The organism is Pseudomonas sp. MF6776, assembly GCF_016613125.1.
GTDB classification, from domain to species: domain Bacteria; phylum Pseudomonadota; class Gammaproteobacteria; order Pseudomonadales; family Pseudomonadaceae; genus Aquipseudomonas; species Aquipseudomonas iridis.
This window is the reverse complement of sequence record NZ_JAENSQ010000008.1, coordinates 160,250-181,601: the sequence shown is the minus strand read 5'-3', so window position 1 is coordinate 181,601 and position 21,352 is coordinate 160,250. Positions and strand designations below refer to the sequence as shown.

Below are 21,352 nucleotides of genomic sequence, written 5' to 3'. Positions count from 1 at the left end.
TTGGGGCCACAGAAATCGAGTCGATGGAGCAGCGGCTAACCAAGCGTTTGAGTGTGGGTCAAAGTGTGGGTCAAAGATGGTGTTTTTTATCCGGTCCGCGTTCTACGAGGCTTGCAGGCATTAAAAAGCCGGCTTGTGGGCGGGCGTTATTTTTAAGTTTTTGCGTTGTTTTGTTGGGAGGCTGTTTTCAAGCAACGCCGACACTCTGCCGAACGTGAGGGGGGCTTTCGTCATAAAACAAGTGAGGGAGCCCATCCAGCAGTGCAGCGAGGTGCCGGCTTCTGCTGCGAGCTCCAATAAACTGAGAAGCTGTGACCAAAGCTGTGACCAAATTGGGCGCGAAACCCGAGAAACAAAAAAGGCCCACCTTTCGGTGAGCCTAAGTTGTTGATCTATATGGTGCCGGCACCAGGAGTCGAACCCGGGACCTACTGATTACAAGTCAGTTGCTCTACCAACTGAGCTATACCGGCGTGTGGGCGACGATTATAGCGATTGGGTTAAATCTGTAAACCCCTGAATTCAGACTATTTTTACGCCGGTGCAGGATCAAGCTCAACGAAGGCGAAATCTCTGGGTTTTCACCCTTGAAAACAGGCACTTTCAAGGTCTGTATTGCTCGCCTGAGGCGGCGATTTTTTCCGTCAGATCTGCCTCGTATTAGGTGATTTATGCCGTTTTGAATGGAAGCTTATGCACAACTGATCGGCGTGCCCGCGCTCAAGTGCGAGTATTTGTGGACGCGTTCTCATTTTGTTCGCAAATCCTTGTTTTACTGGTTTTTTATTCATGTGAACAAAAAATGACCAGCAGTGTTAAGGCTTCGAAACAGCCGTGGATATTGGATCCATCAGAATTTCATCAACAGAGTTATCCACAGGCTGGAGTGTTTTAAGCACGTTCTGCGAGCAGCAGTAGATTGCGCGGTGTGAGCGGCGCATCGCAGAAGGTGCCAAGGCGCACGACGTATCCCTGTTCGGCGAGGAAAAGTGCTCGATCCAGATTTAGCCAAAGTTCGAGTGGTCGCCGGAATAATCCGCGAAGTAATTCCAGGTTGCGAACTTCGGCTAACCGCTGCCAACCGGCCGCCTCCAGCGCTGGCCAATCCTGCGAGCCGATTGTGGATAACTCTTTGAGCGCTGCCAGATCGCGGCAGTAATCGGCGAAGGGTTTTTCCAGCCAGGCGCTGGGTAGCGAAGGGGTTGGCAGGTACTGGTCGATGCCGCTCAGTTGCCGTTGCAGCAAGTCAAATGCAAGGCGTCTTGCCATGGAGGTGTCGCGTTGGCGTCGGACTCTGGCACCGGCGGTGACGGTTTCGCTCATCGGCAGCGCCAGATCTTCTAGCGAGAGCCGTAGGAGCGATCCCGAGGCGGCCAAGGATAACGCCTGATATTCCGTGCGATTGATCCGGTTGTAGCAGCACGGGGCGATTGCCATTTGTCGGCAACCGGCGGCGCTGGCCAGTTGCATCAGGCGCACATGCAGATCGCCGCAGGCGTGGAGGGCAACCGGAGTGTGACGGGCGTTCAATACGGCTGAAGCATCTGCCGCCAGAACATCCTGTTCAACATGCCGCGCGTTTAATTGATGACGCTGGCTCAGCGCCTGACCACTGGTAACCAGCGCCGGATCGTACTCAACGCACGTCAGTTGTTGCCCGGTGCTCAGCAGACGCCGCCCCAAGTGTCCCTTGCCGGAGCACCAGTCCAGCCAATGCGTCGGTTGCGATGCGAAGGACAGTCGACTGCCGAGCGCCTCGATCTGCTGCCATTTACGCCCCGGTACATCCACATTCAAGCGCTGGCTTGCAGCTTCCAGCGCATGCCCGGGCAACTCTCCGACCGCACTCAGTTCAGCCGACAACGCCGCCAATGAAGCGAACGGCTCCGGCGCATCGGCAAGATTGGCAGGGTGGTTGTGCGCATTTTCCGCATCTTGCAGCGACCGCCCTCGTAGCCATGAGGCCAGCTCCGGGTAGGACGCTTCCCAGGGAAGCTGCAGATGAGTGAACGGTCGAGGTTTCCACAACGCCTGATGCGCTGTCAGAAAAGTATCCAGTGCCGTGAAGCGGGCGAGTAAGTCCTCGCCCGTCAGCACGTGGGAAGTTTCATCGCCCTTGGCAGGCATCGACGCGCAGCCAGCGCTCCAGCAGCTTGAAGCCGCGCACCAGCACGTAAGCCATTACCAGATAGAACACGCCAGCGGCGAAGAAGATTTCCACCGGCAGGTAGGTGCGGGCAATGATCGTGCGGGCCATGCCGGTCAGTTCCAGCAGGGTGACGGTGCTGGCCAAGGCGCTGGCCTTGAGCATCAATATCACTTCGTTGCTGTACGCCGGCAGGCCGATGCGCGCTGCACGCGGCAGGATGATGTAGAACATCGCTTTGGGCTTGGACATGCCCAGTGCACGCGCCGCTTCGATCTCGCCCGGAGGGATCGCCTGAATCGCGCCGCGCAGGATCTCGGCGATGTACGCCGCGGTGTGCAGGGTCATGGTTACCGTTGCGCACCAGAACGGATCGCGCAGGTACGGCCACATCGGGCTGTTACGCACAGCGTCGAACTGCGCCAGGCCGTAATAGACGAGGAACAGCTGAACCAGCAACGGTGTGCCGCGGAAAAAGAAGATGTAGGCGTAGGGCAAAGCACGCACGTACCAGAGCTTCGAAGAGCGGGCGATGCCCAGCGGGATCGCCAGTAACAGGCCGGCAATCACGGCGATGGCCACCAGTTCCAGGGTCAGGGTCGCGCCCTGCGCCAGTTTCGGCAGCCACTTGATGATGACTTCCCAGTTCATTGAGCACTCCTCGCAAAGCCGCGGGCGGCGCGTTTTTCCAGGAAGTGCATGCCGGTCATCGCCACCACCGTCAGGCCGAGATACATGAGCGCTGCAACCATATAGAACGTGAACGGCTGTTTAGACATGGTCACGCCGATCTGTGCATGACGCATGATTTCTTCCAGGCCGATCACCGACACCAGCGCGGTGTCTTTCATCAGTATCATGAACAGGTTGCCCAGGCCCGGGAGGGCGATGCGCCACATCTGCGGCATGATCAGCTTGGTGAAGATCCGCCATTTCGACAGGCCCAGGGCCACGCCGGCCTCACGGTGACCTTTGGGAATGGCGAGGATTGCGCCACGAAACACTTCCGTGGCGTAGGCGCCGAAGCACAAACCGAGCGCGATGACGCCGGCGGCGAAGGCGCTAAGTGCGAGATCGGGATTGCCGAAAAACTCGCCGAGCGCGCGCATCAGGTTGACCGTACCGAAGTAGATCAACAGTACCCAGAGCAATTCCGGGACGCCGCGCACCAGGGTTGAATAAAAGCCGCCAAGCCATTGCAGCGGCTTGTACGGGGAAGTCTTGGCCAAGGCGCCGAGCAGACCGAGCACCAAACCCAGGCACAGGGCCGAGAGAGCCAGTTTGACGGTCATCAGCGCGCCAGCGGCGAGCGCCGGGCCGAATCCGTAAAGGTCGATAATCATGGATTTCTTTTCAAATCGCGGCAGGCAAGGTCGGGAGCCGGCGCCGTTGAATCACGGCGCCAGTTCCGCAGGTCAGGATCAGTAGATGCTGAACGGGAAGTACTTGTCGTTGATCTTCTTGTAAGTACCGTCAGCGACGATTTCCTTCAGTGCAGCATTCAGCTTCTCGCGCAGTGGATCGCCCTTGCGCACAGCAATGCCGATCTTGTCGCTTTCCACGACCGGGTCGCCTTTGAACTCGTAGTTCTTGCCTGCGTCGCTTTTCAGCCAGTCATAGTTGGCGTACTTGTCGGCGAGGATGGCGTCGACGCGACCGGAGGTCAGGTCGAGGTAGGCGTTTTCCTGGGTGTCATAGAGGCTGACCTTGATGTCATCAGCGTAGGTATCCTCCAGCCAGGTGCCGGCCAGCGTGGCACGCTGCGTACCGATGGTCTTGCCTTTGAGCGAGTCCTTGTCGGTTTTGAAGTCGACGTTTTTCGGTGCGATGAACTGCAGCTTGTTCGAGTAGTACGGGTCGGTGAAGTCCACCGCGCCTTTGCGCTCTTCGGTGATCGACAAAGACGAAATCAGGAAGTCGAATTTCTTCGCGTTCAGCGACGGGATGATGCCGTCCCAATCGGAAGTGACTACGGTGCACTCGACTTTCATCTTGGCGCACAGGGCGTCGCCGATGTCTTTGTCGAAGCCGACCACGTTGCCACTGGCGTCTTTATTGTTGAACGGCGGGTAAGCCGCTTCGATGCCCATCTTCAGGGTTTCGGCCATGGCACCGGCGCTGAACGCCAGCGAGACGGCCGCAGCCAGGAAGACCTTTTTATAGTTCTGCATGCATGTTGCTCCGTTAGCGGTTGCTGGACATGAATTGTTTGCAGCGCGCCGAAAGCGGGTTTTCGAACACCTGCTGTGGCGATCCTTGCTCTTCTATCAAGCCTTGGTGAAGGAACACCACTTCGCTGGAGACCTGACGGGCGAAGCCCATTTCGTGGGTCACGAGGAGCATGGTGCGGCCTTCTTCGGCCAATGCGCGGATGACACTAAGTACTTCCTGAACCATTTCCGGGTCAAGGGCGGAGGTGGGCTCGTCGAACAGGATCACCTTCGGTTGCATCGCCAGCGTGCGCGCGATAGCCGCGCGTTGCTGCTGGCCACCGGACAGTTGCGCCGGGTAGGCGTGGCGCTTGTCGGCGATGCCGACCTTGGCCAGCAGTGCTTCGGCGACTTCGATGGCTTCGGCCTTGCTCTGGCCGAGCACGCGGCGCGGGGCTTCGATGATGTTGTCGAGCACGCTCATGTGCGGCCACAGATTAAAGTTTTGAAACACAAAACCAATCTCGGAGCGCAGGCGGTTGATCTGTTTGCCGTCAGCGGCAACCAGTTCGCCATTCTTGGCAGCCTTGAGCTTGAGTTCTTCACCGGCCACCAGGATCTGGCCCTGGTGCGGGTTTTCCAACAGATTGATGCAACGCAGGAACGTGGACTTGCCGGAACCGGAGGAACCCAGGATCGAGATCACATCGCCGTCGCGGGCGGTCAGCGAGATGCCTTTGAGCACCTCAAGCTGTCCGTAGCGTTTGTGCAAGTTGCGGATTTCAAGCGCGGGCGTGGCCTCAGCCATGTGCGTTCCTCATATATGTTGCGCTCCTGCTGTTGGATGGCCTTCCTGGCGAGGCGGCCAAGCTAGCATAGCGTTTCAATGGCAGCCAACAGCGCTACGAGCGGTAAACGGGTGGCATGTGGCGGGTTGTCGCATCAGCACAGCAGACTGTCGCCCCATCAACAACCGAACGGGTGTTTGAACGTGCAATCGCGTGGGTGTCGCGTAAAAAAAGGCGCGATGTTGCCAGCTTTGGCGGGGTGTTGGAAGCGCTATCCGGCCGATCGTTCCCGATTCGCCCTTTTATTGTGCATCCCACAATTTTTCAGTGTGTTTCTGGTGCGCGGATTCGTCTTCAAAGTGAGTCGCAGGGTAACGCTCTGGCAGATTGCCATTAAATCCAAGGACTTGCGATGACTGTCCGGTCGCGCGCAAAGCCCCGGCCTGAAAGAGTTTGAAATATTTTGGCGCAATTATTGCGTGCAGAATAAGGAACGCCCCGTTGGTTTCTTTTTACGGAAATGAAATTACGGACGGGCCGGACGCAATCGCTTTCCTTGCAAAGGTAGTTTCGATGAGCAGTACCCCAAGCTCCAATGGCCTCGAACAGGGGCTCAAACCGCGTCATGTGACCATGTTGTCGATCGCCGGTGTTATCGGCGCCGGTCTGTTCGTTGGCTCCGGCCACGCCATCGCCGCCGCAGGTCCTGCAGTGCTGCTGGCCTATGCAGCCGCCGGTACCCTGGTGGTGCTGGTGATGCGGATGCTCGGCGAAATGGCGGTTGCTTCGCCCGACACTGGCTCTTTCTCGACGTATGCCGACCGCGCCATCGGGCACTGGGCCGGCTTCACCATCGGCTGGTTGTACTGGTGGTTCTGGGTGTTGGTGATTCCGCTGGAAGCCAATGCCGCCGCGACCATCCTGCACGCGTGGTTCCCCGATGTAGGCATCTGGGCGTTTGCGCTGGTCATCACCCTGCTGCTGACCGTGACCAACCTCTTCAGCGTGAAGAACTACGGCGAGTTCGAATTCTGGTTTGCACTGGTCAAGGTGCTGGCGATCATCGGGTTCATCGGGCTCGGTCTTGCGGCAATTTTCGGCTACCTGCCGAACAGCCAGGTCAGCGGCGTTTCGCACTTGTTCGACAGCGGCGGCTTCCTGCCTAACGGCATGGGCGCGGTGTTGGGCGCGATTCTGACCACCATGTTCTCGTTCATGGGGACCGAGATCGTGACCATCGCGGCCGCGGAATCGAAGGACCCGGGCAAGCAGATCTCCAAGGCCACCAACTCGGTGATCTGGCGGATCGGCCTGTTCTACCTCGTTTCGATCTTCATCGTCGTGGCGCTGGTGCCATGGAACGATCCTATGCTGGCCAACCTCGGCTCCTACCAGACTGTGCTGGAGCGCATGGGCATCCCGAACGCGAAAATGATCGTCGATATCGTGGTTCTGGTCGCTGTAACCAGCTGCCTGAACTCGGCGCTCTATACCTCATCGCGCATGCTGTTCTCCCTCGGCAAGCGCGGTGACGCACCGGCCATGTCGACTCGCACCAACAAAAGCGGTACGCCTTACTGGGCGGTGATGTTGTCCACTGGTGCCGCGTTCCTCTGCACATTCGCCAACTACGTGGCCCCGGCTGCCGTGTTCGAATTCCTGCTGGCCAGCTCCGGTGCGATCGCACTGCTGGTGTACCTGGTGATCGCGTTCTCGCAACTGCGGATGCGCAAACAGCGCATGGCCCGTGGCGAGAAAATCGACTTCAGCATGTGGCTGTTCCCGGGCCTGACCTACGCGGTGATCATCTTCATCGTCGCGGCTCTGACCATCATGTTGTTTCAGGAAGCGCACCGCGTGGAAATCCTCGCCACCGGCCTGCTGAGCCTGATGGTAGTGGCGACCGGTCTGCTGGTGTCTCGCCGTCGCAAGCAGGAAAAACGTGGTGCGGTGGTGTTGAACTGATCCGTAGCGCGTAATACAAAACGGCCGCTGTCAGTGATGACTAGCGGCCGTTTTTGTTTGTGAGGATTACTCAGTTGGGATGAACCCAGTCCTCTATGCGCAAACCCGAAACTCGTTCAAATTCCCGCACATTGTTCGTCACCACGATAAGTCCAAGTGATCGCGCATGGCCTGCGATCATTTGGTCGTATGGCCCAATCGGTGTTCCGGCTTTCGCCAATTCAGATCGAATCATCCCTGTCTGTGCTGCTGCGTCATTGTCGAAAGGCAAGACCTCCAGCCGCGCGACGAAACCTTCGACAATTGCGAGATTCCTTTCCGGGGCCGCTGACTTTTCAGCGCCGTAAATAAGCTCCATGAGCGTGATAGCGCTGATGCACAATTGTCCGGAATGGCGATTGAAAGCTTCCCGGACAATTTGGGGTTTGTTCTTGATAGTGAAGATGCAGATGTTGGTATCCAGCATGTATTTGATCATCAGAACGACTCACGCTCCTGATCGAAAGGTTGATCACGATCATCCATGAAATCGCTTGTCACGCTGTCGCCATCGAACCAGCTGTCCCAACTTTCGCCAACAGGCGTGATCACGCGTGTCCTGCCAATGGCGATAACTTCTACTCGTTTTACATCGCCGGGCATTGCAACTGCCTTGGGCAGCCGTACAGCCTGGCTCCGATTGCTCATGAAAATCGTGGTCTGTTCCATAGTTGACCCCCCAAGGTCCCATCTTTCGATGAAACAAAGGATAGATAGAGGATGGGATATGTCAATGGGATATACGCTTCCTTCTGACGAAGGGGGATGCACTATTCAAACGAAAACGGCCGCTGTCAGTGATGACTAGCGGCCGTTTTTGTTTGTGAGCGCGGATTACTCGCTCTTTTCTTCCTGCGATTCCACTGACTTGGCATACGTATCCAGCGCAACCCCGAAGTCGGTGATGAACTGCGGCTCGCTCAGCCAGGCCTGGGCGGCTTCGATAGTCATGCCATCGGCCCACATGCGGTAGTCGATCAACATGTCGGCGGCCAGGTGGGTGGCGGCCATGCCTTCGTTGTCGGCGTTTTCCATGTCCAGCAGATCAGGGTGATCGATGATGATGAACGCCAGTTCGCGCAGCAGTGTCAGCAGCATGTCGTTGCGGCTGACGGCTTCGGCGTCGCGCATTTTGCTGAACATTGCCAGAGTGTATTCAGGGATCGGCTCGGCGAGGTGGCCGAGGTCTTCGTCCTGATCCAGCGGCTTGCGGCCCACCATACGGATTTGCTTGGCTTTGGCCTTGGCGCGTTTGGCGCGTTTTTGTTGCTTGTTCAGGGATGCCATGGGAACTCAGTTCTTCTGTTGGGTTTGTGCAGCGATGGCGTCGGACGCCGCCACATAGTCGGCCTGGAACGCGGGGGATTCGATCCACGCCAGCGCGCCGGCCTCGTCGGTTTCCTGCGACCACTGGCGATACTCGATCAGCGCTGCGAGGATGAAATCCATGGAGCCTTCTTCGCCTTCCTGCTCGTAGACCAGTTCCAGCAGCGGGTCTTCGAGGAATGCGGTGCACATCGCTTGCTGACTGATCTTCTCGGCGTCGATCATTTTCTTGAACAGCTCGGTCAGGTCCACCGATTCGAAGTCGATGCGGTCATCGTTCGGGTCCAGCTCGACCGGCGCCTCGGCGCGTTTGGTGCGGTTCTGCTTGGCCTTGGTTTTGGCCCGGGCGGCGCGTTTTTGCTGCTTGTTGGCGGAGGCCATGGTGTGTTCCGTCGTGCGTTGAATGAGGCTCAGCTGCGCGGTACTTCCAGCCCCGGTGTGTCGGGGGCCAGTTTGCCGGTTTGCAGCCAGTTCAGAGCGATGGGCCATAGTGTGGCTTGGTATGCGCTGCGAAAAAAGGCGAAATGTCCGACTTGTTGCTCACCGATGTCGTGCGGGGCGATGCGCAGGTGGGTTTTTGGCGCATGGCTGAAGTAGCTGAGCAGGCGCTCGATGGCTGCAATCGTGCCGTAAGGGTCGTCGCTGATACTGATCGCCAAGGTCTGTGCGCGGACGTTGGCAAAGGGCAGTTGGCCTGTTCTCGCCAACATCGCTCTGCCGCTTGGACGACGTTCGTAACGCGCAGTGGGCGTGCTCCAGTCGCGCACTACGCCTGCCGGCGTGTCTTCCAGCCAGCCGAGACGTTTGCCGGGGAAGTAACCGCAGAACAGCGTTAACAGCGGCATCAGCAGGTGCCATTTGCCGAACATCCGCCAGCGCTGTTCAGGCGCGTAATCGCGCCAGTAGGCGAACTGCGCGCCGACGCTGACCAGCCGTCGGATGACCTGTCCGGACTCACCGAGGCCAGCCGCGCAGCCACCAAAACTGTGGCCGACAACATCGATTGGCTGCCCGGGGAGTTCCCGTTGTGCGCGCCGGAGCATCGCCTCGAAATCCAGCGCGCCCCAGTCTGTCCACGAGGCGTTAAGGCCTTTGATCGAATCGAGTCGAGATTCTCCGATGCCACGGTAATCGTAGGTGATGACGTCGAAGCCATTGGCGAACAGATAGGCAGCGAAACGCGAGTAATGACGGCAGCGCACCGACGTGGCGGCGTTGATGATCACCACCGGACGCTGGATATCGGGCAGGGCATGACGCCAGGTAAAACCCCCAAGGACAAAACCGTCGGCGGCTGTTTCCTTGAACGGATCACCTTGAAGCTCGGCAGCCAATGGCGGCTTGCGCTGCGCAGCTTGCAATGGGGGCGTGTCCTGACAGCTCATGGTGCTCGACCTTTGCGGGATGCTGCCCACGATAGTCTCGACACGCCCAAGGGACAATCCGCAGCGTTTATTCGGTGGATTCAGAGAGCATGCGTTCCTCGATCAATGCTTGTTCTCTTTGCAGCTCCGCTCGCAACTCTTCCACGCTGGGCAGTACTGTTTTGTAACTGCTGGCAAACAGTTGCTCATTGCCTTTGAGGATCGAGTAACGCGCGACCGCCTCGTTATCTTGCGCGCACAAAATGATCCCGACGGTCGGTTTGTCACCCTCACTGCGCTTGAGCTCGTCGTACATGCGCACATACATATCCATCTGCCCGACATCGCGTGCGCTGAGTTGGCCACGTTTGAGGTCAATGATCACGAAGCATTTGAGCAGGTAGTTGTAAAACACCAGATCGATGTACAGATCCGAACCGCCGGCGCTTATGCGTTGTTGTCGAGCCACAAAAGAGAAGCCCTTGCCCAGTTCCAGCAGGAAGCTCTGCAGATGATCGATGAGCGCTTGCTCAAGCCCCGTTTCATTCACCTTGCCCGGAGATGGCAGGCCGAGAAATTCGAGGATGACGGGGTCGCGGATGAATTCACGTGGATTGCAGTTCAGGGCAGCGATGTTGGTGGTGGCTTCCTCGATAACACCGGCCTTGTCCCGGCTCATTAGCAGGCGCTCGTAGTAGAGCGTATTGATCTGGCGATCCAAGGCGCGGCTCGACCAGTTGAGGGTGGCGCATTCGTCCATGTACCACTGGCGAGCCTTTTCACTTTCGACCCTGAGCAGCCTGCGATAGTGGGTCCAGCTCAATTCGTGACGCAGTGCGTCACGAATTGGAAATGCTTGATAAAACAGGCGCATGTAACGAAGGTTCGAGGCATCAAAGCCCTTCCCGAACTGCGCCGTCAGCTCCTTCGCCAGTGTTGCCAGCAACTGCTGGCCATACCCGGCCCGCCGGGCACCTTCCTGTTCAAACTCGACAATATGCCGGCCAATCTGCCAGCAGGTCTGAACCTGAATCGTATCGACCACACGCAGCACTTTTTGCCGAGCCTGGCGAATCAGTTCGCCAAGATCGCCCAGCAATGAATCGATTTTCGGGTCTTGCGTGTCGGCAGGTTCAAGCTTGCTCATCGGGTCTTCCACGTCATTGGAAAAAGGAGCGCAAGCATGCCTGCAGTCGCTGGCCAGGGATGTCGGGCGAGGCTGTGAAGTCAGCAGGAAGACGGGATCGTTGTTGCAGGAAGTTGCTGGTGAAAGCGTTTCAGGTGGCTTCGGTCTGTAGTCCATTTCGTACGAGCGCCAAGTTCAAATCTTTCTAGAACGCGGCCCTCGCGCTTTTGATCAAGCAAAAGGTAACTGTTGTACTCTGCAACAGCCCGGGAGTCGTCATAACGGCGCAAGCTGGTGTTCCACTGGAATGAAGCGGGATAGCGATCAGTGTGATTGCAAAGTTGAGACGCAGGTACAATCCCGCGCCTCATGTTTGGTGATTAAGGACGCGCTGGTTTGAAAAGGATTTTGCGTATTGGCTCAGTGGTGGGCCTGATGTTGATGCTGGCCGGTTGTGGAACGATGATCGGGCGATTGAACGGTGACTCTGCAGAGCCTTACTACAAAGGTGTTGATGGCAACTTGCACTTGCTTGGCGTGAAAGGGGGAGACGGCATGCCCCATGCCGTCATCTGTTACATCATGATCGTCTGCCCGCTGATCACGGTGGTGTCCCTGCCGGTAGATGCTGCAGTGGACACGGTCTTGCTGCCAGTCGATTACGTCAACGCCCTCTGAAAGCAGCCCTGGTTTATCGCTTTGTGCGCTTGCCCTTGGGTTTTTCCACAGACTCCTGCGCTTTGCGATAAGCCCATAACCCGAACACCCCGATCACCAGCAAAAAAACAGTGCCTATGCTCTGCCACACAAACTCAATCCAGAACCGCCGAGGTTGCAGGGCCAGGGTGTAGGTGCTGCGCGGGCCGCGATTGTTGGTGGTGATGGAGCCAGTGACCCAGCTGTCGATCAGCATCCAGATCGATGCACTGATGGCGAAGGCCATCAGCACGGCAACGAGAACGGTCAGCCAGTAAGTCACCCGGCTTGGGCGATAGGGCGGCGGATGGGGCAGGGGGATGCGGGTTCGTTTCTGGTTCATCGCGGGGGTGACCCTCTTCCGTAAGGGGCGGCCAAGGTATCGCGAATCCCTGGGGCGGCAACAGCCCTCGTCAAATCGCAGGCATAAAAAAACCCTGAATCTTGCGATTCAGGGTTTTCGGTATTTGGTGCCCAGAGACGGAATCGAACCGCCGACACGGGGATTTTCAATCCCCTGCTCTACCGACTGAGCTATCTGGGCAACGGGGCGCATTAAAAGGGTTTTTCGGATTCTCGTCAACGACTTTTTTAAAATTTCTTAAATTAATTCCGTCGCTTACGATCCGACCCCCGATTTTGCGGGGTTACTCCGCAGGCGGAACGTAGCCTTCGGCCTTGGCGTATTCCTCGCCGGAGAAGTACTTGTCCATTTCGCCCTGAAGATATTTGCGATCTTCGGCGTTCATCATGTTCAGGCGTTTTTCGTTGATCAGCAGGGTCTGGTGTTTCTGCCAGTCGGCCCAGGCCTTGGCCGAGACGTGGTCAAAAATATCCTGACCTTTTGCGCCCGGGAAAGGGGCGCGTTCCAGAGCGGGCAGTTCTTCTTTGTACTTACGGCACATGATGGTGCGGGTCATGCTGACTCTCCTGCATTCAATACGGCGGCCGCGCGTTCGAGCAAGGTCTTGACCGGGGCGGCGAGGCCCAGGCGCGGCGGGGTGGCGAGGTTATACCAGAGCCAGTCGGCCTCGGCCACGTGATGGCTGGCCTCCTGTACCTGAACCAGCCAGGGTTCGATGGACAATTGGAAGTGGCTGAAGGTGTGGACGAGGCTCGGCAAGGCCTGCTGCTCGCCCAGTGCCAGCGAGTGCTGATCGGCGAGATGTTGCAGGTCGTCGAGGTCATCGAGTTCCGGCAGGCTCCACAAACCGCCCCATAAACCCGTCGAGGGGCGGCGATAAAGCAGAATCGCGCCTTTGCCATTGGCCAGCATCGGCATCAGCGTGCGCTTCTGCGGGATGGTTTTGCGCGGTTTGGGAATCGGATAGCGCGTCTCCAGGCCGAGCATGTGGGCTTCGCAGCCACGCTCCAGCGGACACAGCAGGCAGCTTGGCTTGCTGCGGGTGCACAGCGTGGCGCCGAGATCCATCATTGCCTGTGTGTAGGCGTTGACCCGATCGTGCGGCGTAAAGCGCTCCGCGTTGGCCCACAGCTGTTTGGCGACCTTCGGCTCGCCGGGATAGCCCTCTTGCGCGGTAAAACGCGCCAGAACGCGTTTGACGTTGCCATCGAGGATCGGCGCGCGCAGGCCCATGCTGATGCTCGCGATGGCGCCAGCGGTGGACAGGCCGATACCCGGCAGCTCCACCAGCTTCTCGACATCGCGTGGAAACTCGCCAGCGTACTGGCTGACGACGATCTTCGCGGTTTTCTGCAGATTGCGTGCGCGGGTGTAGTAACCCAGGCCGGTCCACAGGTGCAGCACTTCGTCTTCCGGCGCTTCGGCCAGTGCTTCGACCGTTGGCAGCGCGGCCATGAAGCGGTCGAAGTAGTTGAGCACAGTGCTGACCTGAGTCTGCTGCAACATGATTTCCGACACCCACACCCGATACGGGTTGATGTTCTGCTGCCAAGGCAAATCGTGGCGGCCATGGCGGTCGAACCAATCCAGCACCGCCTCTGAAAACTGCTCCGCTCTCATCGCTTGAACAGCCCCTTCAATGCGTTTTTCAATTCCGGGCTGACTTTGTCGCCAAGTTTCTCGTCGATCTTCTCGCTGAGTTTGTCGCCGGCCAGTTTGCTCGCGACCTGGCCCATGCGTTCGTTGTCCAGACGGCACGCCTTGGCGCCCAGTTCCAGCGGACCCCGGCAACGCAGTGGCCACTCGATGCCGACGAATTTGTCGCCGACCTGACACGCCGGATCCGGCATGGCGCTGGTGTCGCCTTCGACGATGATGCCGACGCGGTAGTCCATGCCCAGCACCCGCAGATCGATGTCGCCGTCACCGTTGACGGTCATGCCCGGAATACGAACCTTGAGGTCCGGGTTGCTGGCAACGCCGTTACGGAAGGTCAGGTTGCCCTTGAGTTCCTGGAACGGAGTGTCCTTGCCCCGTGGCTCGCCGCTGAGTGATTTGCGATTGAGGGTGGCGATGCCTTTGCACAGTTGCTGCTCAAGGTTGGCGTTGAGCAGCACGCCGTTGTTGATGACAAAACTGGCGTTGCCGTTGAGGCTGTCGATCAACGCCTGTTGGCTGTTGCCGCTGCCGGTGAGGTTGCTGGTGAGCGTCACCAAACCTGTGACGGGCGGTTTTTTGCCTTGGCTTTCGAGGATTTTTTCCGCTGGCACCCGGTTGATTTTGGTCTGCAGGTTGAGCATCGGGGCGCTCGGGCGCACGTCGAGGGTGCCTTTGGCTTCGAAGCCGCCGTTGTACAGCTCGCCGCTGAGGTTGCCGAGGGTCAGCAGGCCGCCCTGGCCGGTGGCTTTGAGCGCGGCATTCTGGATCGGCAGTTTGTCGAGGGTCAGTTGGCCGAAAGTCAGGTCGGCGTCCACATCGAGTTTGGCCAGGCGTTCAACCGGCAGCAAGCGCTCGGTGCTCCAGGCGGTTTTGCTCGGTTTGTCTGGCAGCGGTGTAGAACCCGCACCGGCGATGGCATTGGCTTCGGTGCTGGCGACTTCGGCCTGACGGGTTTGCGTGGCGTTGTTGGCCTTTTCCGATTTCGGCGGCAGGTAACGGTCGACGTTGAAGGTGTCTGCCTTGAGGGTCGCCCGTAACGATTGCTTGGCGAAGTCTTCGACGGCGATACGGCCGCTGAAGCTGCTGTCGTCGAGTTTCAGGTTGATGTTGTCGAACGCGACGCTGGTCGGTGTGGCCGCAATGCGGCTGACCAGTTCGACTTTGCTCAGGCTGCCTTCGGCCATGGCCGGAAGTTTCTGGCCGATGCTGTCGACGAATTTTGCCAGATCGAACTGGGCGATCGAGATGCCGCCAGTGATCTGCGGGGTCTTGTCGAGGTCGTTGGCTTTCAGTTCACCCAAGGCGCGCAATTGGTTGGCGGAGATCTTGATTCCGGTCCATTCGGCGACGTTCGCGGCTTTATCGAGCAATATTTGCCCTTGGGCGGAGAAAGTCATGGTCTTGCCTTGCAGCGGATCGCCCGCCACTTCGCCGGAGAGCTTCATGTCTTCGAATTTGTAGCGTTGCAGGGCGCGCTCGAAGCGCAGCTCGCCGTTGAGCTCGGTGCGCACGCGCAGCACCGGTTGATTGGTGCCGAGAAATGCCGTGGCCTTGATCGGGATGTTGGTTGAGTCGTGCACCGGGCCGGTGCTCAATTGAATGCTCTCGGCGCTGAACTGCTTGCCGCTGAGTTCATCGGTGTACTCAACGCGGGCGTTGTTGACGGTCAGGCTGTCGATGTCGAGGCGGATCGGCTGCGCCGGTTTTTCCACCGCTACAGTGGGCTCGCTGGCGGGTTGACCGGGAGCAGTGGCCGGCGGCGTTGCACCAGGCGCGACTGGCGCCTTGCCGATATCTTCCCAGTTGCCATGGCCGTTCTTGTCACGGTTCAGGCGCAGGTTGAGACCTTCGACGCGCACATCGCTCATCTGCACTTCGCGGCGCAACAGCGGCAGCACGCGCACGGACAGGCCGAGCATCTGCAAGTCGGCAAACGGTTCGGCGGGTTTGGCGAGGGTGGCGACGCTGGCTTCGTGCAATTCCAGGCCGAGCCACGGGAACAGGCTCCAGCCGATATCGCCATTGAGCGTCAGCTCGATGTGGGCCTTGTCGCGGGCTATCTGGCGGATCTCCTCTTTATAGTCGTTGGGATCGAAGAGGTGGGTCAGGGCAAAGCCTGCCGCCACAATGATCAGCAACAGCCCGAGAAGTACCAGACCCAGGATTTTGCCGAACGCTTTCATGGGCGAGTCCTTGTAATTAGTCGAATTCGTAATTTAGCCGGGGAGTATAGCGCTGCATCAGTCTTCACTGCTGAGGCGTCCTGCCTAGGTCGTTGACTCGCCGCTTGTAGCGCTTCGACAACGGATGCGATGGGGGTTCCCCGCAGAGATACGATCAGGTGACAGAAAAAAGGTGATATCAGTTTGGTTTTTCTGTCACGTGCAAATGGTAACCTTCGCCGGTTCGTCCGTCCTTCTGCGACTTAACGTCGCGCCTTCAAGGAGCTTCACTCAAAAAAACGGTCATGCCTGCGTGCATAAGGCCGGGGGTGAACAGTGGCTGGCGAACCATACTAATAATTGGGGGATACACAATGAGCACGAGCATCACGGCGGATGGCTTCAAAGCCGATCAGCCCGCGTTCCTGTCCAAGGAGCGCATCATCGCCAAGCCCGGTTTCAACCGTTGGCTGGTTCCACCGGCCGCTCTGGCCATTCACCTGTGCATCGGCATGGCCTACGGCTTTTCGGTGTTCTGGTTGCCGTTGTCCAAGGCGCTGGGCGTTACTGCACCGGTGGCTTGCGCGCCGGACATGAGCTTCATCGCACAAGTCTTCTCGTCGCAATGCGACTGGCCGATCTCGATGCTCGGCTGGATCTACACCCTGTTCTTCATCTTCCTCGGCTGCTCGGCAGCGATCTGGGGTGGCTGGCTGGAACACGCCGGGCCACGTAAGGCTGGCGTTGTATCGGCCCTGTGCTGGTGCGGCGGTCTGCTGATTTCGGCGCTGGGGATTTATACCCACCAGATCTGGTTGATGTGGATCGGTTCCGGCGTGATCGGTGGTATCGGTCTGGGCCTGGGCTACATCTCGCCGGTGTCGACCCTGATCAAGTGGTTCCCGGACAAGCGCGGCATGGCGACCGGCATGGCGATCATGGGCTTCGGTGGTGGCGCGATGGTCGGTGCACCGTTGGCCGCAGCGCTGATGGGCCACTTCGCATCGCCAACTGGCGTCGGCGTGTGGCAGAGCTTCCTGGTAATGGCCGCGATCTACTTCGTGTTCATGATCGGCGGGGCACTGTCCTACCGCGTGCCGCCAACCGGCTGGAAGCCTGAAGGCTGGACCGCTCCGGCGAAAAAAGCCGCGAACGCGATGATCACTCATCGTCACGTACACGTGAATGTGGCGTGGAAAACCCCGCAATTCCGCCTGGTGTGGCTGGTGCTGTGCCTGAACGTCTCTGCCGGTATCGGCATCCTTGGCATGGCTTCGCCATTGTTGCAGGAAGTGTTCGGCGGCAAATTGATTGGTGTTGACCTGCCGTTCGGCCAGCTGGATGCCGGGCAATTGGCTTCCATCGCCGCGATTGCTGCCGGTTTCACCGGTCTGCTGAGCCTGTTCAACATTGGTGGCCGCTTCTTCTGGGCATCGTTCTCGGACTACCTGGGCCGTAAAAACACTTACTTCGTGTTCTTTGCGCTGGGTTTTGCCCTGTACGCGCTGATCCCGAACCTGGGTCACCTGGGCAACGTTGCGCTGTTCGTGGCGGCGTTCTGCATCATCCTGTCGATGTACGGCGGTGGTTTTGCCACGGTTCCGGCGTATCTGGCCGACCTGTTCGGAACGCAGATGGTTGGCGCGATCCACGGTCGGCTGTTGACCGCTTGGGCGGCGGCCGGTGTGCTTGGTCCGGTGCTGGTGAACTACCTGCGTGAGTATCAACTGAGCATCGGCGTTGAACGCGCCGCCGCTTATGACATCACGCTGTATATCCTCGCCGGTCTGCTGGTGCTGGGCTTCCTGTGCAACCTGCTGGTGCGCCCAGTGGCTGACAAGTACTTCATGACCGACGCCGAACTGGCTGCCGAACAGGCGCTGGGCCATGACAAAGGTGCCGATGCGACCACCGTTCTGGAATGGAAAGCGGCACCGGGCAGCAAGCCGTTGGCCGTCGCTGCGTGGCTGGTGGTGGGTATTCCGTTGGCGTGGGGTGTGTGGGTGACCCTGCAGAAAACGGCGGTACTGTTTAACTAAGTTGTTAGCTGCATAAGCGCGAAAACGGTGGGAGCGAGACTGCTCGCGAAGACGGAGTGTCAGTCGACATAAATGTTGGCTGATCTACCGCTTTCGCGAGCAGGCTCGCTCCCACACTTGTTTTTGTGGTGTGCCTGGTAGCTTGTATGCACATGTCTACCCGCGACACCCCCGGATTCACTCCGTCAGTCATATCACCTCTCGTGTTTCTGTTTCGCGCCCGCGTGCCTATAATGGCTGCCTTTTTCGCCCAATGATTTTGCGGAGCTGGTGATGGCCGAACGTAAGGCTTCTGTCGAGCGCGACACTCTGGAAACCCAGATCAAAGCCTCGATCAACCTTGATGGCACCGGAAAGGCCCGATTCGATATCGGTGTTCCTTTTCTTGAGCACATGCTGGATCAGATCGCCCGTCACGGGTTGATCGACCTGGATATTGAATGCAAGGGCGATCTGCATATCGACGACCACCACACGGTGGAAGACGTCGGTATCACCCTCGGTCAGGCTTTCGCCAAAGCCATCGGCGATAAAAAAGGCATCCGTCGCTACGGCCACGCCTATGTGCCGCTCGATGAAGCGCTGTCGCGCGTGGTGATCGATTTCTCCGGTCGTCCGGGCCTGCAAATGCACGTGCCGTACACCCGCGCCACCGTTGGCGGCTTCGACGTTGACCTGTTCCAGGAATTCTTCCAGGGCTTCGTCAACCACGCGCTGGTCAGCATGCACATCGACAACCTGCGTGGCACCAACACTCACCACCAGATCGAAACCGTGTTCAAGGCTTTCGGCCGCGCGCTGCGCATGGCTGTCGAGCTCGACGAGCGCATGGCCGGGCAGATGCCATCGACCAAAGGCGTTCTGTAATGCAGACGGTTGCAGTTATCGATTACGGCATGGGTAACCTGCACTCGGTGGCCAAGGCCCTCGAGCACGTCGGCGCCGGTAAAGTGTTGATCACCAGCGATGCGAACGTGATCCGCGAAGCTGACCGTGTGGTGTTTCCGGGGGTCGGCGCGATTCGCGATTGCATGGCGGAGATCCGTCGCCTCGGGTTTGATTCGCTGGTGCGTGAAGTCAGCCAGGATCGTCCGTTCCTCGGCATCTGTGTCGGCATGCAAGCCCTGCTCGATACCAGCGAAGAGAACGACGGCGTCGACTGCATCGGCCTGTTCCCGGGCGCTGTGAAGTTCTTCGGCAAAGACCTGCATGAAGACGGCGAACACCTGAAAGTCCCGCACATGGGCTGGAACGAGGTGAAGCAGAAGGTCAGTCACCCGCTGTGGCACGACATTCCGGACATGGCGCGTTTCTATTTCGTGCACAGCTACTACATTGCCGCTGCCAACGCGCGGCAGGTGGTGGGCGGCGGTCATTACGGTGTCGATTTCGCTGCAGCGCTGGCCGATGGTTCGCGTTTCGCCGTGCAGTTTCACCCGGAGAAAAGCCATACCCATGGCCTGCAATTGCTGCAGAACTTCGCCGCGTGGGACGGTCGCTGGTAAATGGCCGCCAAGAAGTCCAAACCGCCGATCCTGACCCTCACTCCCGAACAGGAGAACGAGGCCAATCACAAGATCAAGCGGTTCATGGAGGATCGTTTCGAACTGGACCTGGGTTCGTTCGAAGCGGCAGAAATTCTTGAGCTGTTTACCCGCGAAATTGCTCCGCACTATTACAACAGGGCGATTTTCGATGTGCAGACCCACCTCAAAGAGCGGTTTGAAAGCATCGAAAGCGACCTGTGGGCGCTCGAAAAAAATTAGGAGCAGCTGCAAGCTTCAAGCTGTCAGCTGCAAGAATCAGACACACGTGCGCGCTTGCAGCTTAAAGCTTGCAGCTTGCAGCTCTTTGACGAAGGAAAAGCATGCTAATTATTCCTGCTATCGATCTTAAAGACGGTGCCTGCGTGCGTCTGCGCCAGGGCCGCATGGAAGATTCCACGGTGTTCTCCGATGACCCGGTGAGCATGGCTGCCAAGTGGGTGGAGGGCGGCTGCCGTCGTCTGCATCTGGTCGACCTGAACGGCGCCTTCGAAGGCCAGCCGGTCAACGGCGAAGTGGTTACCGCCATCGCCAAACGCTATCCGAACCTGCCGATCCAGATCGGCGGCGGCATTCGCTCGCTGGAAACCATCGAGCACTACGTCAAGGCTGGCGTGAGCTACGTGATCATCGGCACTAAAGCCGTGAAAGATCCGGCCTTCGTCGCCGAAGCATGCCGCGCGTTTCCGGGCAAGATCATCGTCGGCCTCGACGCCAAGGACGGTTTTGTCGCCACTGACGGCTGGGCTGAAATCAGCACCGTGCAGGTCATCGATCTGGCCAAGCAGTTTGAAGCCGACGGCGTGTCTTCGATCGTTTATACCGACATCGCCAAAGACGGCATGATGCAGGGCTGCAACGTACCGTTCACCGCTGCGCTGGCTGCGGCAACGAAGATCCCGGTGATCGCTTCCGGCGGTATCCACAACCTCGGTGACATCAAGTCGCTGCTCGACGCCAGGGCGCCGGGCATCATCGGCGCCATCACTGGCCGGGCGATCTATGAGGGCACTTTGGATGTTGCAGAGGCTCAATCTTTTTGTGATGGCTACGCGGCCAGCTCCAAGTTGTAAGCTGCAAGCTGCAAGTTAGAAAATCGACCGTGATCGGCTTTTTCTTGCAGCTCGTAGCTCGTAGCTTGAAGCTTGCAACTCTTAATCGGAGATTAAGCCCATGGCGTTAGCCAAGCGCATCATCCCTTGCCTGGACGTGGATAACGGCCGGGTCGTCAAAGGTGTGAAGTTCGAGAACATCCGCGACGCCGGTGACCCGGTGGAAATCGCCCGTCGTTATGACGAGCAGGGCGCCGACGAGATTACCTTTCTCGATATCACCGCCAGCGTCGATGGCCGCGACACCACGCTGCATACAGTCGAGCGCATGGCCAGTCAGGTGTTCATCCCGCTGACCGTTGGCGGTGGCGTGCGCACCGTGCAAGACATCCGCAACCTGCTCAATGCCGGCGCGGACAAGGTGTCGATCAACACCGCAGCCGTGTTCAACCCGGAATTCGTTGGCGAAGCCGCGCAGCACTTCGGCTCGCAGTGCATCGTCGTCGCCATTGATGCGAAGAAGGTTTCCGGCCCGGGCGAAACCCCGCGCTGGGAAATCTTCACCCACGGTGGGCGCAAGCCGACCGGTTTGGACGCGGTCGAGTGGGCGAAGAAAATGGAAGGCCTGGGTGCCGGTGAGATCCTGCTGACCAGCATGGATCAGGACGGCATGAAAAACGGTTTCGACCTCGGCGTGACCCGCGCCATCAGCGATGCACTGGGCATTCCGGTGATCGCTTCCGGTGGTGTCGGCAACTTGCAGCACTTGGCCGACGGCATCCTTGAAGGCCACGCCAGCGCAGTGTTGGCGGCGAGTATTTTCCATTTTGGCGAATACACCGTGCAGGAAGCCAAGGCCTATATGGCCCATCGCGGGATCGTGATGCGCTAAGTGCCTCAGATGCGGCGGCGCCGCTTGGCGGTTCAGATCG

Annotated in this window: 23 protein-coding genes and 2 tRNA genes; 8 read left to right on the top strand and 17 right to left on the bottom strand. The window is 58.7% G+C overall.

The annotated features are described in order from the left end of the window. Window positions 1–397 precede the first annotated feature (397 nt). The 6 genes from JJD74_RS12090 to JJD74_RS12065 all read right to left on the bottom strand — a co-directional run bounded on the left by JJD74_RS12090 (window position 398) and on the right by JJD74_RS12065 (window position 5,104). Window positions 398–473: transfer RNA gene (locus JJD74_RS12090), tRNA-Thr, on the bottom strand. Window positions 474–891: 418 nt separating this feature from the next. Further along, on the bottom strand, window positions 892–2,127 hold the full coding sequence (locus JJD74_RS12085) for a methyltransferase (protein ID WP_200614010.1): 1,236 nt from the start codon (window positions 2,125–2,127) through the stop codon (window positions 892–894). Next, entirely contained in the window at window positions 2,108–2,797 is a 690-nt protein-coding gene (locus JJD74_RS12080) for an ABC transporter permease (protein WP_047299330.1), read from the bottom strand. Before JJD74_RS12080 ends, JJD74_RS12085 begins: the two co-directional genes overlap by 20 nt. Next, complete coding sequence (locus JJD74_RS12075) at window positions 2,794–3,489, bottom strand: ABC transporter permease (RefSeq protein ID WP_047299331.1); 696 nt, start codon at window positions 3,487–3,489, stop codon at window positions 2,794–2,796. Before JJD74_RS12075 ends, JJD74_RS12080 begins: the two co-directional genes overlap by 4 nt. A 78-nt stretch (window positions 3,490–3,567) precedes the next feature. After that, window positions 3,568–4,317, bottom strand: coding sequence for an ABC transporter substrate-binding protein (locus JJD74_RS12070; protein WP_042557181.1), 750 nt, complete (start codon window positions 4,315–4,317; stop codon window positions 3,568–3,570). 13 nt (window positions 4,318–4,330) lie between these two features. Continuing rightward, window positions 4,331–5,104 carry an ABC transporter ATP-binding protein gene (locus JJD74_RS12065; RefSeq protein ID WP_042557182.1) on the bottom strand — a complete coding sequence of 258 codons (774 nt, stop codon included), beginning with the start codon at window positions 5,102–5,104 and terminating at the stop codon, window positions 4,331–4,333. Between the two features lie 553 nt (window positions 5,105–5,657). On the opposite strand from JJD74_RS12065, the gene gabP reads away from it, so the two are divergent. Beyond that, a complete protein-coding gene (gene gabP, locus JJD74_RS12060; RefSeq protein ID WP_042557183.1) occupies window positions 5,658–7,049 on the top strand; it encodes a GABA permease in 1,392 nt (463 codons plus the stop codon). Window positions 7,050–7,119: 70 nt separating this feature from the next. Here the strand turns inward: gabP and vapC are convergent, their stop codons facing one another. The 6 genes from vapC to JJD74_RS12030 form a co-directional block, all read right to left on the bottom strand. After that, on the bottom strand, window positions 7,120–7,527 hold the full coding sequence (vapC, locus tag JJD74_RS12055; RefSeq protein ID WP_042557184.1) for a type II toxin-antitoxin system tRNA(fMet)-specific endonuclease VapC: 408 nt from the start codon (window positions 7,525–7,527) through the stop codon (window positions 7,120–7,122). Continuing rightward, window positions 7,527–7,757: a type II toxin-antitoxin system VapB family antitoxin gene (gene vapB, locus JJD74_RS12050; protein WP_042557185.1), complete on the bottom strand. Its 231-nt coding sequence runs from the start codon at window positions 7,755–7,757 to the stop codon at window positions 7,527–7,529. Before vapB ends, vapC begins: the two co-directional genes overlap by 1 nt. A gap of 165 nt (window positions 7,758–7,922) precedes the next feature. Next, window positions 7,923–8,375 (bottom strand): hypothetical protein, encoded by a 453-nt coding sequence (locus JJD74_RS12045; protein ID WP_200614008.1) that lies wholly within the window; start codon window positions 8,373–8,375, stop codon window positions 7,923–7,925. A gap of 6 nt (window positions 8,376–8,381) precedes the next feature. Continuing rightward, window positions 8,382–8,795, bottom strand: coding sequence for a hypothetical protein (locus JJD74_RS12040; protein ID WP_042557187.1), 414 nt, complete (start codon window positions 8,793–8,795; stop codon window positions 8,382–8,384). 29 nt (window positions 8,796–8,824) lie between these two features. Then, complete coding sequence (locus tag JJD74_RS12035; RefSeq protein WP_200614005.1) at window positions 8,825–9,799, bottom strand: alpha/beta hydrolase family protein; 975 nt, start codon at window positions 9,797–9,799, stop codon at window positions 8,825–8,827. A gap of 67 nt (window positions 9,800–9,866) precedes the next feature. After that, a complete protein-coding gene (locus JJD74_RS12030; protein ID WP_042557189.1) occupies window positions 9,867–10,925 on the bottom strand; it encodes a PDDEXK nuclease domain-containing protein in 1,059 nt (352 codons plus the stop codon). A 375-nt stretch (window positions 10,926–11,300) separates the two neighbouring features. Here JJD74_RS12030 and JJD74_RS12025 point away from each other — a divergent pair, with 375 nt between their 5' ends. Then, window positions 11,301–11,582, top strand: coding sequence for a YceK/YidQ family lipoprotein (locus JJD74_RS12025; RefSeq protein ID WP_234451717.1), 282 nt, complete (start codon window positions 11,301–11,303; stop codon window positions 11,580–11,582). Between the two features lie 13 nt (window positions 11,583–11,595). Here JJD74_RS12025 and JJD74_RS12020 read toward each other — a convergent pair whose 3' ends face one another. The 5 genes from JJD74_RS12020 to JJD74_RS12000 form a co-directional block, all read right to left on the bottom strand. After that, the gene (locus JJD74_RS12020) at window positions 11,596–11,943 is read right to left on the bottom strand and encodes a hypothetical protein (protein ID WP_042557191.1); all 348 of its coding nucleotides are present in this window, start codon (window positions 11,941–11,943) and stop codon (window positions 11,596–11,598) included. Window positions 11,944–12,068: 125 nt separating this feature from the next. Then, a tRNA-Phe gene (locus tag JJD74_RS12015) sits at window positions 12,069–12,144 on the bottom strand. Window positions 12,145–12,247: 103 nt separating this feature from the next. Then, a complete protein-coding gene (locus JJD74_RS12010; protein ID WP_008024947.1) occupies window positions 12,248–12,520 on the bottom strand; it encodes an oxidative damage protection protein in 273 nt (90 codons plus the stop codon). Next, complete coding sequence (gene mutY, locus JJD74_RS12005; RefSeq protein ID WP_200614003.1) at window positions 12,517–13,584, bottom strand: A/G-specific adenine glycosylase; 1,068 nt, start codon at window positions 13,582–13,584, stop codon at window positions 12,517–12,519. The genes JJD74_RS12010 and mutY overlap by 4 nt, the downstream gene beginning before the upstream one ends. Beyond that, window positions 13,581–15,806 carry an AsmA family protein gene (locus tag JJD74_RS12000; RefSeq protein WP_200614001.1) on the bottom strand — a complete coding sequence of 742 codons (2,226 nt, stop codon included), beginning with the start codon at window positions 15,804–15,806 and terminating at the stop codon, window positions 13,581–13,583. Before JJD74_RS12000 ends, mutY begins: the two co-directional genes overlap by 4 nt. Window positions 15,807–16,159: 353 nt before the next feature. Here JJD74_RS12000 and JJD74_RS11995 point away from each other — a divergent pair, with 353 nt between their 5' ends. From JJD74_RS11995 to hisF, 6 genes are all read left to right on the top strand, one after another. Beyond that, complete coding sequence (locus JJD74_RS11995) at window positions 16,160–17,824, top strand: OFA family MFS transporter (protein WP_042557194.1); 1,665 nt, start codon at window positions 16,160–16,162, stop codon at window positions 17,822–17,824. A 273-nt stretch (window positions 17,825–18,097) separates the two neighbouring features. Then, the gene (gene hisB, locus JJD74_RS11990) at window positions 18,098–18,691 is read left to right on the top strand and encodes an imidazoleglycerol-phosphate dehydratase HisB (RefSeq protein ID WP_042557195.1); all 594 of its coding nucleotides are present in this window, start codon (window positions 18,098–18,100) and stop codon (window positions 18,689–18,691) included. After that, window positions 18,691–19,329, top strand: a complete 639-nt coding sequence (gene hisH, locus JJD74_RS11985) for an imidazole glycerol phosphate synthase subunit HisH (RefSeq protein ID WP_008080553.1) — start codon at window positions 18,691–18,693, stop codon at window positions 19,327–19,329. The genes hisB and hisH overlap by 1 nt, the downstream gene beginning before the upstream one ends. Further along, a complete protein-coding gene (locus JJD74_RS11980; RefSeq protein ID WP_042557196.1) occupies window positions 19,330–19,590 on the top strand; it encodes a DUF2164 domain-containing protein in 261 nt (86 codons plus the stop codon). It abuts the gene before it with no gap. 101 nt (window positions 19,591–19,691) lie between these two features. Then, window positions 19,692–20,441, top strand: coding sequence for a 1-(5-phosphoribosyl)-5-[(5-phosphoribosylamino)methylideneamino]imidazole-4-carboxamide isomerase (hisA, locus tag JJD74_RS11975; protein WP_042557197.1), 750 nt, complete (start codon window positions 19,692–19,694; stop codon window positions 20,439–20,441). A gap of 100 nt (window positions 20,442–20,541) precedes the next feature. After that, window positions 20,542–21,312 carry an imidazole glycerol phosphate synthase subunit HisF gene (gene hisF / locus JJD74_RS11970; RefSeq protein ID WP_007897430.1) on the top strand — a complete coding sequence of 257 codons (771 nt, stop codon included), beginning with the start codon at window positions 20,542–20,544 and terminating at the stop codon, window positions 21,310–21,312. Window positions 21,313–21,352: the final 40 nt, after the last annotated feature.

Coding starts and splice junctions, on each gene's coding strand:
- mutY (WP_200614003.1), bottom strand. CDS start 13,584: ATGAGAGCGGAGCAGTTTTCAGAGGCGGTGCTGGATTGGTTCGACCGC.
- JJD74_RS12080 (WP_047299330.1), bottom strand. CDS start 2,797: ATGAACTGGGAAGTCATCATCAAGTGGCTGCCGAAACTGGCGCAGGGC.
- hisB (WP_042557195.1), top strand. CDS start 18,098: ATGGCCGAACGTAAGGCTTCTGTCGAGCGCGACACTCTGGAAACCCAG.
- hisF (WP_007897430.1), top strand. CDS start 20,542: ATGGCGTTAGCCAAGCGCATCATCCCTTGCCTGGACGTGGATAACGGC.
- gabP (WP_042557183.1), top strand. CDS start 5,658: ATGAGCAGTACCCCAAGCTCCAATGGCCTCGAACAGGGGCTCAAACCG.
- hisH (WP_008080553.1), top strand. CDS start 18,691: ATGCAGACGGTTGCAGTTATCGATTACGGCATGGGTAACCTGCACTCG.
- hisA (WP_042557197.1), top strand. CDS start 19,692: ATGCTAATTATTCCTGCTATCGATCTTAAAGACGGTGCCTGCGTGCGT.
- vapC (WP_042557184.1), bottom strand. CDS start 7,527: ATGATCAAATACATGCTGGATACCAACATCTGCATCTTCACTATCAAG.
- JJD74_RS12040 (WP_042557187.1), bottom strand. CDS start 8,795: ATGGCCTCCGCCAACAAGCAGCAAAAACGCGCCGCCCGGGCCAAAACC.
- vapB (WP_042557185.1), bottom strand. CDS start 7,757: ATGGAACAGACCACGATTTTCATGAGCAATCGGAGCCAGGCTGTACGG.
- JJD74_RS12010 (WP_008024947.1), bottom strand. CDS start 12,520: ATGACCCGCACCATCATGTGCCGTAAGTACAAAGAAGAACTGCCCGCT.
- JJD74_RS12035 (WP_200614005.1), bottom strand. CDS start 9,799: ATGAGCTGTCAGGACACGCCCCCATTGCAAGCTGCGCAGCGCAAGCCG.
- JJD74_RS12065 (WP_042557182.1), bottom strand. CDS start 5,104: ATGGCTGAGGCCACGCCCGCGCTTGAAATCCGCAACTTGCACAAACGC.
- JJD74_RS12045 (WP_200614008.1), bottom strand. CDS start 8,375: ATGGCATCCCTGAACAAGCAACAAAAACGCGCCAAACGCGCCAAGGCC.
- JJD74_RS11980 (WP_042557196.1), top strand. CDS start 19,330: ATGGCCGCCAAGAAGTCCAAACCGCCGATCCTGACCCTCACTCCCGAA.
- JJD74_RS12070 (WP_042557181.1), bottom strand. CDS start 4,317: ATGCAGAACTATAAAAAGGTCTTCCTGGCTGCGGCCGTCTCGCTGGCG.
- JJD74_RS12075 (WP_047299331.1), bottom strand. CDS start 3,489: ATGATTATCGACCTTTACGGATTCGGCCCGGCGCTCGCCGCTGGCGCG.
- JJD74_RS12085 (WP_200614010.1), bottom strand. CDS start 2,127: ATGCCTGCCAAGGGCGATGAAACTTCCCACGTGCTGACGGGCGAGGAC.
- JJD74_RS11995 (WP_042557194.1), top strand. CDS start 16,160: ATGAGCACGAGCATCACGGCGGATGGCTTCAAAGCCGATCAGCCCGCG.
- JJD74_RS12020 (WP_042557191.1), bottom strand. CDS start 11,943: ATGAACCAGAAACGAACCCGCATCCCCCTGCCCCATCCGCCGCCCTAT.
- JJD74_RS12030 (WP_042557189.1), bottom strand. CDS start 10,925: ATGAGCAAGCTTGAACCTGCCGACACGCAAGACCCGAAAATCGATTCA.
- JJD74_RS12000 (WP_200614001.1), bottom strand. CDS start 15,806: ATGAAAGCGTTCGGCAAAATCCTGGGTCTGGTACTTCTCGGGCTGTTG.